At 55.6% G+C, this 12,836-nt stretch carries 18 protein-coding genes; 3 read left to right on the forward strand and 15 right to left on the reverse strand.

Annotated elements, in window-relative coordinates; all coding sequences use genetic code 11:
- Positions 1 to 20: 20 nt before the first annotated feature.
- Genes rpsQ through tuf form a run of 12 tightly spaced genes read right to left on the reverse strand, consistent with a single transcriptional unit; the run spans position 21 to position 6,091 of the window.
- Positions 21 to 275 carry a 30S ribosomal protein S17 gene (gene rpsQ / locus CRO08_RS09045; protein ID WP_072807548.1) on the reverse strand — a complete coding sequence of 85 codons (255 nt, stop codon included), beginning with the start codon at positions 273 to 275 and terminating at the stop codon, positions 21 to 23.
- A 17-nt stretch (positions 276 to 292) separates the two neighbouring features.
- Positions 293 to 496 (reverse strand): 50S ribosomal protein L29, encoded by a 204-nt coding sequence (rpmC, locus tag CRO08_RS09050; protein ID WP_072807547.1) that lies wholly within the window; start codon positions 494 to 496, stop codon positions 293 to 295.
- Positions 496 to 909, reverse strand: coding sequence for a 50S ribosomal protein L16 (gene rplP / locus CRO08_RS09055; RefSeq protein ID WP_072807546.1), 414 nt, complete (start codon positions 907 to 909; stop codon positions 496 to 498). The genes rpmC and rplP overlap by 1 nt, the downstream gene beginning before the upstream one ends.
- A gap of 1 nt (position 910) precedes the next feature.
- Positions 911 to 1,570, reverse strand: a complete 660-nt coding sequence (gene rpsC, locus CRO08_RS09060) for a 30S ribosomal protein S3 (protein WP_072807545.1) — start codon at positions 1,568 to 1,570, stop codon at positions 911 to 913.
- 2 nt (positions 1,571 to 1,572) lie between these two features.
- The gene (rplV, locus tag CRO08_RS09065; RefSeq protein ID WP_072807544.1) at positions 1,573 to 1,923 is read right to left on the reverse strand and encodes a 50S ribosomal protein L22; all 351 of its coding nucleotides are present in this window, start codon (positions 1,921 to 1,923) and stop codon (positions 1,573 to 1,575) included.
- Positions 1,923 to 2,207, reverse strand: a complete 285-nt coding sequence (rpsS, locus tag CRO08_RS09070; RefSeq protein ID WP_072807543.1) for a 30S ribosomal protein S19 — start codon at positions 2,205 to 2,207, stop codon at positions 1,923 to 1,925. Before rpsS ends, rplV begins: the two co-directional genes overlap by 1 nt.
- A 3-nt stretch (positions 2,208 to 2,210) precedes the next feature.
- Positions 2,211 to 3,041: a 50S ribosomal protein L2 gene (gene rplB / locus CRO08_RS09075; RefSeq protein WP_072807542.1), complete on the reverse strand. Its 831-nt coding sequence runs from the start codon at positions 3,039 to 3,041 to the stop codon at positions 2,211 to 2,213.
- Between the two features lie 2 nt (positions 3,042 to 3,043).
- Positions 3,044 to 3,346, reverse strand: coding sequence for a 50S ribosomal protein L23 (gene rplW / locus CRO08_RS09080; protein WP_072807541.1), 303 nt, complete (start codon positions 3,344 to 3,346; stop codon positions 3,044 to 3,046).
- Entirely contained in the window at positions 3,346 to 3,966 is a 621-nt protein-coding gene (gene rplD / locus CRO08_RS09085; protein WP_072807540.1) for a 50S ribosomal protein L4, read from the reverse strand. Before rplD ends, rplW begins: the two co-directional genes overlap by 1 nt.
- Positions 3,966 to 4,583, reverse strand: a complete 618-nt coding sequence (rplC, locus tag CRO08_RS09090; RefSeq protein ID WP_072807539.1) for a 50S ribosomal protein L3 — start codon at positions 4,581 to 4,583, stop codon at positions 3,966 to 3,968. The genes rplD and rplC overlap by 1 nt, the downstream gene beginning before the upstream one ends.
- 5 nt (positions 4,584 to 4,588) lie before the next feature.
- A complete protein-coding gene (gene rpsJ / locus CRO08_RS09095) occupies positions 4,589 to 4,897 on the reverse strand; it encodes a 30S ribosomal protein S10 (RefSeq protein WP_072807538.1) in 309 nt (102 codons plus the stop codon).
- A 9-nt stretch (positions 4,898 to 4,906) separates the two neighbouring features.
- Positions 4,907 to 6,091 carry an elongation factor Tu gene (gene tuf, locus CRO08_RS09100; RefSeq protein WP_097035956.1) on the reverse strand — a complete coding sequence of 395 codons (1,185 nt, stop codon included), beginning with the start codon at positions 6,089 to 6,091 and terminating at the stop codon, positions 4,907 to 4,909.
- Between the two features lie 544 nt (positions 6,092 to 6,635).
- On the opposite strand from tuf, the gene CRO08_RS09110 reads away from it, so the two are divergent.
- From CRO08_RS09110 to CRO08_RS09120, 3 genes are all read left to right on the forward strand, one after another.
- Positions 6,636 to 8,060 (forward strand): glycosyl hydrolase family 5, encoded by a 1,425-nt coding sequence (locus CRO08_RS09110; RefSeq protein WP_097035957.1) that lies wholly within the window; start codon positions 6,636 to 6,638, stop codon positions 8,058 to 8,060.
- A 151-nt stretch (positions 8,061 to 8,211) separates the two neighbouring features.
- A complete protein-coding gene (locus CRO08_RS09115) occupies positions 8,212 to 9,180 on the forward strand; it encodes a D-alanyl-lipoteichoic acid biosynthesis protein DltD (RefSeq protein ID WP_176495111.1) in 969 nt (322 codons plus the stop codon).
- Entirely contained in the window at positions 9,180 to 9,764 is a 585-nt protein-coding gene (locus CRO08_RS09120; RefSeq protein ID WP_097035959.1) for a low molecular weight protein-tyrosine-phosphatase, read from the forward strand. Before CRO08_RS09115 ends, CRO08_RS09120 begins: the two co-directional genes overlap by 1 nt.
- Here CRO08_RS09120 and CRO08_RS09125 read toward each other — a convergent pair.
- The 3 genes from CRO08_RS09125 to CRO08_RS09135 all read right to left on the reverse strand — a co-directional run bounded on the left by CRO08_RS09125 (position 9,736) and on the right by CRO08_RS09135 (position 12,780).
- A complete protein-coding gene (locus CRO08_RS09125; RefSeq protein ID WP_176495112.1) occupies positions 9,736 to 11,085 on the reverse strand; it encodes an FISUMP domain-containing protein in 1,350 nt (449 codons plus the stop codon). The two genes, CRO08_RS09120 and CRO08_RS09125, sit on opposite strands and share 29 nt — an antisense overlap.
- A gap of 102 nt (positions 11,086 to 11,187) precedes the next feature.
- The gene (locus CRO08_RS09130) at positions 11,188 to 12,210 is read right to left on the reverse strand and encodes a M48 family metallopeptidase (RefSeq protein WP_097035961.1); all 1,023 of its coding nucleotides are present in this window, start codon (positions 12,208 to 12,210) and stop codon (positions 11,188 to 11,190) included.
- Between the two features lie 9 nt (positions 12,211 to 12,219).
- On the reverse strand, positions 12,220 to 12,780 hold the full coding sequence (locus tag CRO08_RS09135) for a LemA family protein (RefSeq protein ID WP_072811537.1): 561 nt from the start codon (positions 12,778 to 12,780) through the stop codon (positions 12,220 to 12,222).
- Positions 12,781 to 12,836: the final 56 nt, after the last annotated feature.

Below are 12,836 nucleotides of genomic sequence, written 5' to 3' on the forward strand. Positions count from 1 at the left end.
ATTCGCCTTACTCCAGGAGTTTACTTCTTCTTTTCGACCACGCGGACGAGACGCCAGCGCTTGGTTGCGGAAAGAGGACGAGTTTCCATGATTTCCACCAGGTCACCCTCGCCCGCTTCGTTATTTTCGTCGTGAGCCTTGAGCTTCTTGGTGGTGGTCATGATCTTGTTGTACATGGGATGACGCTTGCGGTTTTCAACCACAACCGTGATGGTCTTGTCCATCTTGTCAGAACTGACAATTCCCTGCTTGACTTTACGAAGGTTTCTATCCATTTCCTGCTCCTGCCGGCTTATGCCTTGGCCTTTTCGCTGAGGATGGTCTTGATACGGGCGATGTCCCTGCGGGCAGCCTGAATCATAGAGGGTTTTTCCAAATTACCGAGCTTCGCAGTCATGCGGTAATTGAACAAATCGAGATTCAACTGAGCCAGCTTTTCCTTGAGCTGCTTCACGTCGAGAGCTCTCAGTTCGTTTTTAATGTCACGTGCCTTCATTAGATCTCCGATTCTTCGATGATTTTGCACTTGAGGGGGAGCTTCTGCGAAGCGACATGGAGGGCTTCCATGGCGAGTTCACGTTCAACACCGCCCATTTCGAAAATGATGCGACCCGGAAGAATCACGGCGACCCAGAATTCGACGCCGCCCTTACCCTTACCCATACGGGCTTCGGCCGGGTGACGAGTGATGGGCTTGTCGGGGAACACGCGGATCCACACGCGACCGCCACGCTTGATCTTACGGGTCATAGCGATACGAGCCGCTTCGATCTGGCGAGCCGTCAGCCAGCACTTTTCAAGAGCCTGAATGCCGAATTCGCCGAAGGCCATGGAATTGCCGCGGGAAGCGACACCCTTCATGCGGCCTTTCATCTGCTTACGATGTAATGTTCTTTTAGGACTCAGCATATTACTTCTCTCTCTTGTTGTCGTTCATGACGTCCTTGCCAATCTTTTCGCCGTGCATGATCCACACCTTGATACCGATGGCACCATAGACGGTCTTAGCAATGGAAGTCGCGTAGTCAATGTCAGCACGGAGAGTGTGCAGAGGCACGCGGCCTTCGGCATACTTCTCGACGCGGGCAATTTCGGCACCGCCGAGACGGCCACCGCACTGCACCTTGATACCTTCGACACCCAGGCGCATAGCGGACTGGATGGCGCGCTTCATGGCGCGGCGGAAGGAGATACGCTTTTCGAGCTGACGCGCGATGTTTTCAGCGACGAGCTTGGCATCCGTTTCCGGGCGCTTGATCTCGTGCACGCTGATGAAGATTTCCTTACCGGTGAGGAACTGGAGTTCGCTCTTGACGCGATCGAGTTCTTCGCCCTTCTTACCGATAACGATACCCGGGCGGGCGGTAAAGAGGTTCACGTTCACCTTCTTGACGGTGCGTTCGATGCCGACCTTGGAGAGGGAGGCATGTTCGAAGCGCTTCATCAAGTAGCGACGGAGGGTGATGTCTTCATAAAGAAGATCTGCGAAATTGTCTTCGGCATACCACTTGGATTCCCAACCGCGGATAACGCCAAGACGAAGACCATTGGGATGACTCTTGTGACCCATTGTTATTTCTCCTTGTCGGCGACGACGACGGTGAGGTGAGAGAGCGGCTTTTCGATACGGAAAGCACGGCCCTGGGAACGCGGGTGGATACGCTTCATGATCGTACCGCCATCGGCAGCGATGGTCTTGATCACGAGCTCTTCGGCAGCGACCGCACCGGCGGCCTTCTGCTTGTAGTTCGCGACGGCGGACTTGAGAGCGTTCTCGACGAGCGGGGCGCCCTTGGTCTTGGTGTGGAGAATGGAAAGCATTGCGAATGCTTCGTCAACACGCTTGCCACGAACCAGGTCCACGACACGGCGGAGCTTGCGCACACCGTAACGGACGTTTTTCACTTTAGCAACAGCTTGCATTATTTCTTACCTCCAGCGGCGGTTTCCGTCTTGCGGTGGCCGCGGAACGTGCGGGTCATTGCGAATTCGCCGAGCTTATGGCCGACCATGTTTTCAGAAACATAGACCGGGAGGAACTGCTTTCCGTTGTACACGGAGAAGGTAAGTCCGACCATATCCGGAACGATGGTGGAACGACGGGACCAGGTCTTGATCGGCTGCTTCTTGTCGGAGCCAGCCATAGCCTGGGCCTTGTTGAGAACGTGGGAATCCACGAACGCACCTTTCTTAAGGGATCTCGACATGAATTAGGCCCTCTTCTGACGACGGCGCACGATGTACTTATCGGTACGCTTGTTGTTACGAGTTTTTGCACCCTTCGAGTTCTTACCCCACGGAGAGCACGGATGACGACCACCAGAGGTACGTCCTTCACCACCACCGAGCGGGTGGTCGACCGGGTTCATAACGACACCGCGGACGGAGGGACGCTTGCCAAGCCAGCGGGAGCGGCCGGCAGAGCCCGAGGATTCATTCATGTGGTCGATGTTGGAAACCTGGCCCACAACGGCGAGGCAGTCTTCAGAGATGAAGCGGACTTCGCCACTCGGCATCCTGACCTGGCAGAGCTTGCCGTCCTTGGCAACGAGTTCGGCAGCGGCACCGGCGGAGCGGACCAGCTGGGCACCCTTGCCAGGCTTCAGCTCAATGTTGTGAATCATGGTGTTCAGCGGAATGTCGCGAATCGGGAGAGCGTTACCCACGCGGAATTCGGCACCTTCGCCGGAATTCAGCACATCGCCGACCTTCACGTTAGCCGGAGCGACGATGTAGGCGCGCTTGCCGTTCTGGTACTTGACCAGGGCGATACGGGCCGTACGGTTCGGATCGTACTCGATCGTTTCGACAGTGCAGGGGATACCCGCGAACTGGCGCTTGAAATCGATGATACGGTACAGTTTCTTGTGGCCACCGCCGCGACGGCGGGAAGTGATTTCACCAGCGTTGTTACGACCGGAGCTGCTCTTGATGCCTTCGGTGAGCGGCTTGTACGGCTTTTCGGCCGTAATTTCCTTGCGGTCACCAATCTGCTTGTAGCGCAGCGTCGGGGTAAGCGGTCTATAAGATTTCAGACCCATAGTTATACTCCTTCGAACTCGGCAATCTTTTGCCCGGCCTTCAGCGTGATGTAGGCCTTCTTCCAGTTGGGTTTCTTGCCAGGAACCATGCGAACGCGCTTGATCTTACCGCGGGTAATGGCGGTGTTCACAGCGTCGACCTTCACTTCAAAGCGCTTTTCGATAGCGTCCTTGATTTCGGTCTTGGTAGCGTTCATGGCAACCTTGAAAACGTACCTGTGCACGTCGTTACGCGGATTCACCATGTTCTTCATGGTTTCTTCGGTCACGTGCGGGGTAAGCAGGATTTCACGAATTTCCTTCATTAGCGGCCTCCTTCAAGTTCTGCGAGAGCAGCCTGGGAGATGACGACGTTGTTGGCGCGGACAATGTCGTAAGTATTGACATCTTCGACGCGGGCGCAACGGCACCAAGGAATGTTGTTGGAGGAGAGGTAAAGGTTCGCATCCTTCGCGCTCACGATGAACAGGGCGTTGCGCTGTTCGAGGTTAGCCTTCTTGAGGACGGCGAGGAGGTCCTTGGTCTTCGGGGCGTCGAAGCTGAGGGCTTCGAACACGACGACCTTGCCTTCCTGAGCCTTGGAGGCGAGAGCGGAGTGGAAGGCGATCTTCTTCACCTTCTTGTTCACCTTCTCGAAGTAGTCATGGGACTTCGGACCATGGGCCTTAGCACCACGAACCCACACAGCGGAGGTGTTCTGGCCGGAACGAGCGCGGCCGGTGCCCTTCTGCTTCCACGGCTTCTGACCGCCACCGCTAACGGAGGACTTGTTCTTAGCCTGGGCAGTACCCTGACGGTTGTTGTTCAGGATAGCCTTGATGTGGAGGTACATGCAGACCTTGTTGACTTCTTCATCAAACAGCTTCGGGAGTTCGATATCGTTCTTGAAATCGCCTGTTGCGGCGAAAAGCTTTGCACTAGCCATTAGTCTTTCCTCACCACGATGATGCTGTTCTTTGCACCGGGGACTGCGCCACGGACGAAGATCAGGTTGCGATCGCCATCAACTTTGACGACCTGGAGGTGCTTCACGGTCACTTTCTTGTTGCCGTACTGGCCTGCCATGCGCTTGCCCGGGAAAACACGGCCCGGGTAGGAGTGAGCAGACGTACCGCCCGGTTCGCGCATGTTGTGCGTACCGTGAGAGCGGGGACCGCTGTGGAAGCCGTGGCGCTTGATGGTACCAGAGAATCCGTGACCCTTGGAGATACCGGAAACGTTCACCATCTTCGCATCGGCAAAGTCAGCTGCACCGAATTCCTTGCCAACCGGCCAGGATTCGAGATCAGCAACGTCAAACTCGGCGAGGTGTTCACGAACAGCGACGTCAGCCTTCTTGAAGTGGCCGATTTCAGCCTTGTTGGCACGCTGTTCTTTCTTGAGACCAAAGCCGATCTGGACAGCCTTGTAGCCATCCTTTTCTTCTGTCTTGTGGGAAACGACCACGCACGGACCGGCTTCGAGAACCGTGACAGGGACGCATTCGCCCTGTTCCGTGAACACTTGGGTCATTCCCAACTTCTTTGCGAGAATACCGTTCATTGTTATTAGACCTTAATTTCGACTTCGACACCAGCCGGCAAGTCAAGTTTCATGAGGGAATCAACAGTCTGCGACGTAGCATCGAGGATGTCGATAAGACGCTTGTGCGTACGGGATTCAAACTGTTCACGAGAAGTCTTGTTGATATGCGGAGAGCGGAGCACCGTATACTTCTGGACTTTCGTCGGGAGGGGGATGGGTCCCGCAATGCGGGCACCCGTTTGCTTAGCTGTATTCACGATGTCTTGGGCAGAGCGGTCGATCATACGATGATCGAAGCTCTTCAAGCGAATACGGATGCGTTCACCAGCCATGATTTTTCCTTACTTGATGATTTCGGTTACGGAGCCAGCACCAACAGTACGGCCACCTTCGCGGATAGCGAAGCGGAGCTGCTTTTCCATGGCGATCGGGGCGATGAGGTTCACGTGAATCGTGACGGTGTCACCCGGGGTCACCATTTCGACGCCTTCCGGAAGCTGAATCGTGCCGGTCACGTCGGTGGTGCGGAAGTAGAACTGCGGACGGTAGCCGTTCATGAACGGCGTGTGGCGGCCACCTTCGTCCTTCGTGAGGACGTAGATTTCTGCCTTGAACTCGGTGTGCGGAGTCACGGACTTCGGGGCGGCGAGAACCATGCCACGGACGATGTCCTTCTTTTCGGCGCCACGGAGGAGAAGACCGACGTTGTCACCGGCCTGGGCGTCGTCGAGGAGCTTGCGGAACATTTCCACGCCCGTGATGACGTATTCGGTGGTTTCACCGAGACCGATGCGTTCGACCTTGTCGTTGAGGCGGACGATACCGCGTTCGATACGGCCAGTAGCGACAGTGCCGCGGCCGGTAATGGTGAACACGTCTTCGATCGGCATCAGGAAGGGCTTGTCGGTATCGCGCTGCGGGAGCGGGATGTAGGTATCGCAAGCGTCCATGAGTTCCATGACCTTGTCCTGCCATTCGGCTTCGCCTTCGAGAGCCTTGAGAGCAGAGCCACGGATGATCGGGGTGTTGTCACCGTCAAATTCGTACTTGGAGAGAAGTTCGCGGACTTCCATTTCGACGAGGTCGAGGATTTCGGCGTCGTCGACCATGTCGACCTTGTTCATGAACACGACGATCTTCGGCACGCCCACCTGGTGAGCGAGGAGGATGTGTTCACGGGTCTGGGGCATCGGGCCGTCAGTAGCGGCCACGACGAGGATGGCGCCGTCCATCTGGGCAGCACCGGTCACCATGTTCTTCACGTAGTCGGCGTGCCCCGGGCAGTCGACGTGAGCGTAGTGACGGTTAGCAGTGGTGTATTCGACGTGAGAAGTGTTAATCGTGATACCACGAGCCTTTTCTTCAGGAGCGTTGTCGATTTCGTCGAAACGCTTGGCGTTGGCGAGGCCGCGGGCAGCGAGAGTCGTGCAGATTGCGGCGGTCAGAGTGGTTTTACCGTGGTCAACGTGGCCGATGGTGCCAATGTTGCAGTGCGGCTTGCTTCTGTCAAAATGTTCTTTTGCCATTTTATTCCTCTTCTTCAGCAGAAGGTTTATCGCTTCAAGTCAAGAAGCCTCAAGGACTTCCGTTAATCCGGAAAGCATAGGAAGCGGTACTCTCCGAAATTGAGCCACAAATTTAGTAAATGACATTTTTTTTGCAAGCGTTTTTTTTGTTTTTTTACGAAAAAGGGGAAAAATGCAGGGTTATCCACAATCAAAAATGCCTCGCGCGGCACGATTTTCGACTGCGCCAGCCCGTTTCTGGCAAAATGCCGTTTTTTGCACAATTTCAAGGTTTCAATATTTTTAACAAATGGATAGTTCCACTTTATCAACATCTAACTAACATTTACGTACCGAGCCGCGCAGGAATTTCAATACTCCCCCGACTTTATTGTAATATTTATTTTACATTTGGAATTTTTACATTCAGTTTACATTTGCGATTTCATCGTGTGACCGGGAACATAAAAAGAACGCAATTAACGAGTTAGCACTTTTTTTACAATGAAATGGACATCAATTAAAGTATCTTTGTCTGCGGTGTGATTAGGGTAATGAGGAAATTATGAAACATGCATTTTTGAAAGCCCTGCTCGCCGCGGGCGCAATCATGATCGCCTGGAACTGTTCCGACGAATCCACGACTGGCCCGAAGGCTCCCGAATATGCAGTAACATCTTCGGCATGGCTTCTTTCCACAGACCAGGACTACATCATCTACCTTGACGGGCGCGTCACCAACCCCGAAGGCGACATCATCGCCACCATCAAGTTCATCGAGGGTTCCTCCGTGGGCGCCATCACCGACCTCGCGGGCAACGTGCTCTACGACGGCGTGGACGTGGCGGGCCTCCCCCTGCTCGAAAAGAACACCACAGTGTACGCCATTACCGGCCCGGCCTTCCACCTGGTGGACGAAACCGGCGACTACCTCATCTACCTCGCCGAAGACGGCGGTTCCATCGGCTTCGTGAAGGATTCCAACGCTACGGTCATCGGCTTCTTCAACTTCGAAACCAACACGGTTGTCGCGCCCGACGGCGTTACCGAACTCACCAAGGTCGAAGACATCCTCGACCTCCCGGTCCTGCAGCCGGGCGACAAGTTCACCAAGGAACCCGACCCGGTTATCGAATCGAGCTCCAGTGCAATCAATCCCGAATCCAGCTCGGATATCGGCCCCACCCCCACAAGTTCCGCAACACCCAAGTCCAGCAGCAGCCAGCCGAAATCCTCGAGCAGCGCCCCGAAGAGCAGCTCCTCTGTCGCCCCTGCAGGCGGATGCCCGAACATCAAGGTGAAGAGCGGCGGCAGAACCGGTTCCGGCTGGGCAACCCGCTACTGGGACTGCTGTGCACCCCACTGCTCCTGGTCGGAAAATGCCGGCGGCAACACCAGCAAGACCTGCGACTCCAAGGGCAAGAACGTTGTCGGCGGCGGCGGAAGCATCTGTTCTGGCGGCTACCAGGCGACCTGCTTGAGCCAGATTCCGTTCACCGTCAACGGCTGTACCGATATGGGCTTCGCCTTCGCGGCAGTCCCGGGTGCTGACGGCGGTTCCTGCGGCAAGTGCTACCAGCTGACCTTTACCGGCAAGGGCAAGTACGCAAGCGACAACAACCTGAGCGCAATCAAGGGCAAGAAGCTCATCATCATGACCACAAACATCGGCCACGACGTGCAACAGGGACAGTTCGACATCATGATCCCGGGCGGCGGCGTGGGCGCATTCAACGGCTGCAGCCAGATGGGCTGGGGCAGCCAGGGCGAGCAGTACGGCGGCCTCCTCAGCGACTGCGAAAAGGAAAGCAACTACAACTCCTCCAAGACCCTCACCTGCCTCAAGAACAAGTGCAACAGCGTGTTCAGCAACGACGCGACCGCCAAGCAGGGCTGCATGTTCCTCGCCGAATTCATGCACGCGGCAGGCAACCCGCTACACAACTACGTCGAAGTGGAATGCCCCGACGTGTTGAAGCAGAAATATTAGTAGAAAAAGCCGCAAGTTCGGCGACTCTACAAGCAATTTGATAAACGGCCCGCGAGCGCGGGTCGTTTTTTGTTGATTGTCGCACACCGGCGATTTGCAAAACTGCCCGCCGGCCATGACGACCGGGCGCTCGGGAATTTATATTGTAGGCATGATGTTTGGAAAGAATAGCAAGGCTTTGGCGATTGCTTTGATGGCAGTCGCGGGAATTACATGCGCCGCAAGCGCACAGACGCGCGTGGCGTGCGTAGGCAACAGCATCACCGCGGGCTACGGGCTCGGCTGGCAAGAAGACTACCCATTCCAACTGCAAAGTATGCTGGGCGATAGCTACAAGGTGCAGAACTTCGGAGTCTCCTCCATGACGTTCGCGAACAAGGGCCCAAGCGACAACATGAGCTACTGGAATACCGACAAGTTCAAGGCGGCCCTCGAGTTTAACCCCGAGATTGTCGTCATAGAGCTCGGGACAAACGACAGCAAGTTCTTCACGAACAACTGCATCGAGAACGGACAGCCCCAATACAACTACAACTACGGGCAGTACGAGAAGGAACAGCTCTACAAGGATTACGAGGCGCTGCTCGACACCTTCATGCACCTCGCGACAAGCCCGAGGGTCATCGCGACGCTGCAGCCCTATTCCAACAACTGCGGGTGGGGAATCATGGATACCGCAATCGTGAACCAGATCAACCCTATCATCGAGGAAGTCGCGACCCGGAAGGGCGTGGAAATTATCGACCTGCATTCGCAATTCAATACGCCCGCATGGTTTTTGGCCGACAGTGTGCACCCGAACGCGACCGGCGCGAAGGAACTCGCGAGGATTATAAAGGAAGGCATCTTGAAGGCGCCGGCGGACACTTCGGGAAATACGCCCGCGGACACGGTGCCCGGAGTAAGCGACTCGACCGGGACGGGAGATTCCACGACGGCAATCCGCGGGAATGTGCGGGGGTTCGCGGGGCAGGATGCGCATAGTTTAGGGGAACAGGATGCGCAATGCTTTATGGATAAGGATGCGCGCCGGTTCGACATGCAGGGGCGCACAATGCAACGGGAATACGGCAGGCGTAGCGCGACTCCGCTCGTGCAGAAAAAGCGCGGGGCGAACTGATGCCGAAAATCCTCTTCGTATGCCACGGGAACATATGCCGGAGCCCGATGGCCGAATTCGTGATGAAGAAGATGGTCACGGAACTGCAGGACGGCGCGACCTTGGGATGTGCGGACAAGGACGGCGCGGGTCTGAAATGCGCGGAGTCTAGAGCCGCGGAAAAAAACTGCGCGGATTTTGAAATCGCGAGCGCCGCGACAAGCACCGAAGAAATCGGGAACCCGGTGTACCCGCCGGCAAGGCGCATGCTGGAACGGCACGGGATAGATTGCAGGGGCAAAACCGCCCGCCAGATGACCCTGCGGGACTACGAATACTACGACTATATAGTCCTGATGGACAGGAACAACCTGCGGAACCTCCGCTGGATACTACCGCCCGAGATTTACGAGAGGGAATGCGCGGGTGGAAGCATGCAGGACCCGCGCCACACCCACAGGAAAATTTCCCTGCTGATGGACTGGACCGGGAATTCGCGCGACGTAGCGGACCCGTGGTATACCGGCGACTTCGAAGCCACCTGGAACGACGTGAACGAGGGTTGCCGCGCGATGCTCACTTCTTTACGCAACGGACAGGCATAAAGCTCGTCTTGAGTTCGCCTTCGACCGTCTGGTCGAGATATTCCTCAAAGTGGATCTGGTACGCCTCCGCATAGCCATCTTCCGTATTGTCAGAAAGCCATACCGACGACTTTACCAGAAGGGTTTCATCGCCATCATTCTTGTAGGGGTCATCCACATAGTATAAGCCCGAGGGAACAAACGACAACCCGTACGCATCCGTAATTTCGAGATCGATTTCCTTGCGCATTTCGAGCGATACCACCTCGAGTACGCTGTGCGTCGCATGCCAGATATCGTAAATTTCCGCCTCAGTCGGGAGCCTCCAGCCATCCGGGCACACTTCCATCGCGGCATCCCATGTATAGAGGCGCCCCGTAGACTCGCAATTTTCTTCCAGCCCCTGCGTGCAACGGTTAGCCCCGCGGAGTTCCGGCATCGCGATAGAATCCGCATAGTTGAAATCGGGATTCAGGTGTTCCCACGACTTCTTTGCAACAGAACAGGGGTTAAAAGGTTCCGAACTGCTGGATTCCGGTTCCTCGACGGAGGAAGACGAACTGCTTACCGGCCTGAATTCCATTTCCATGAGCAGGGTATCCTTGACGCAGCGGAGCGGAGCGTAGTGCGACTTGCTCTGGTTCGAAAGCCTTACGCCATCCTCGCCAAGTATTGCATAATAGGAGTTGACGCGCGTAAAGTAGTCCCTGTCCTGAATCAGGCCGTAATCCCTATCGTAATCAACATACCAGTCATCGACGGAATCTTCCACCGCCGTGTGAAAGAACGAGTAATCCGGATTATACCTGTAATAATAGATGGAATAGAAGCCCGGCTCCGTGTCCGAGAAACCGTATTTTTCCAGCGAAGAAAAACCGCCCGCGTAGTCCACGAGATAGAGCCATTCAAGAGTATCGGGCACATGCCAGCCTTCGGGGCAGATTCCGCGGTGGTGCGGTTTCGAGACCTTCGACGAGGCTTCGCCTATAAGGAGCGACTTGTCCAGGTCCATCGCCTGCGTCCAGCTATAAAGGCGACCGTGAGAATCGCAGTTGGATTCCTTGTCGTCAAGGCACTTGCTGCCATCCACATAGTACTTCAGGTTCCCCGTCATCCACACGAGGGCGCCGATTTCACTCGTTGCATAAACATTAAAGTCGCGCGTATCGCAGAACTCGCCTGCCGCAAGAGACTCCGGACATTCCGTACGCGAGGAACTGCTCGGGACTTCCGAAGCCGAACTGTAATCATCGGAAGCGGAACTGGAGTCATCGCCACAGGCAATCAGGGCGAACGGAACCGCCAGCAAAAAAATCCTTCTTAAAATATTTACTGATTTCATGTTCCGAGAAATATAAAAAAATTTACTTTGTAGACAACACCATCCGCAAATTTGCGACAGGCGGGACATTTCGGGCGATAAAGTGACCTGCGGCTTCCAAAACTAGAACTGTTCCAGAAGTTTGATGCGCTCCGGAGTGTCGGGGTGCGTGCAGAACAGGATGTTCGCCTTCGCGACAAGACCCTTGAGGCCCATATCGTTGTCGAATTCCTCGTCCGGATGAATCACGTAGAGCTGCGCGATATCGTCGCGTTTTACATCGGCAAGGCCCGGATCCGCAGAAATCTTCCTGAGGGCAGAAGCGAGCGCGAGCGGGTCGCCACAGAGTTCGGCGCCACCCGCATCGGCGACGTATTCACGCTTGCGCGAGATGGCAAGGCGCGTGAGCGTGCTGAAGAGATACCCGATGGCGGCCCATACCAGCACGGCAAGCAAAATGATGATTATGCCTCCCCCGCCATTCTTGCGGCTACCCCTACTGCGCGACGAGCGCATGGCACTGCTCAGGAGCCGCAGGGAGACATTCATGAGCATCGAGAATATGCCCACGAAAACGATGCACACCACCATCAGGCGCGTATCGCGGTTCTTGATGTGCGTGAGTTCGTGCCCCACAACAGCCGAGAGTTCCGCATCGTCCAGCCTGTCTATAATGCCCGTGGTCAGCGTGATGGTGTATGACTTTATATCGATACCGCTCGCAAACGCGTTGAGGCTCGAATCCTCGACGATGTTTATGCGCGGCATCTCGATGCCACCTGCGATGCAGAGGTTTTCCACGATGTTGTAGACGCGCACGTTCTCCTTGCGTTCCAGCGGACGCGCGTGCGTCGCATGCCGGATAATGAAGGTGTTCGTGAAGTACGCGATAACAAACCACGTCCCCGTCACCGCGAGCGTGTACGGCACCGCATCAAGGAAATACTGCCAGATGACATCCCAATGGAAGGTACCCGCCTGCAGGCCCTCGGGGCATACGCCGTTCCAGCAGAAGAACCCGAGCCAGTCCAGCAACACGACCGTGCCGAAAACCATCCCCAGGAGGAGCAGCGGGAACATGAAAAGCAGGATAACCGTATTGCGGTTATTCCGCCAAATCTGGGTCTGGATGCCGACGTACTTCATTTACGAAGTCTAAAATTTCACCTCGGGAGCCTTGTTGAGGGTCTCGCGGCCTTCGGACGCCTCGTACATGGGAGCACGCCTGAAGTTGAACATGCCGGCGATGATGTTGCTCGGGAATACCTCGCAGGCGTTGTTGAACTCGCGGGTGGCGGAGTTGAAGAACCTGCGCGCGGCAGAGAGCTTGTTCTCGATATCGGAAAGTTCCGTTTGCAACTGCAAGAAATTCTGGTTCGCCTTAAGTTCCGGGTACGCCTCGAGGGAGACGCGGAGCCCGGCGAGCGCACCGGTAAGGGCCTTGTCGGCAGCAACCTTCTCGTCGACCGTGGTGGCGCCCATCGCGGCGGCACGGGCGGATGTCACCTTATCGAGAGTTTCCTTCTCGTGGGTGGCATAGCCCTTCACGGTATTCACGAGTTGCGGCACCAGGTCAAAGCGCTGCTTGAGCTGCACGTCGATATTCGCGAAGGCATTTTCGCGGTTGTTGCGGAGCTTCACGAGGCCATTGTACATGGAGATGAAACACACGACGAGAATGACCACGACGACGGCGATGACAATTCCTATAGTCATAAGAACTCCTTTGAAAATGAATTTGTCCCTTTTTTAGTTGAAAATCCAGGTCTCCA

The sequence above is a fragment of the Fibrobacter sp. UWT3 genome, assembly GCF_900230125.1.
Lineage (GTDB): Bacteria > Fibrobacterota > Fibrobacteria > Fibrobacterales > Fibrobacteraceae > Fibrobacter.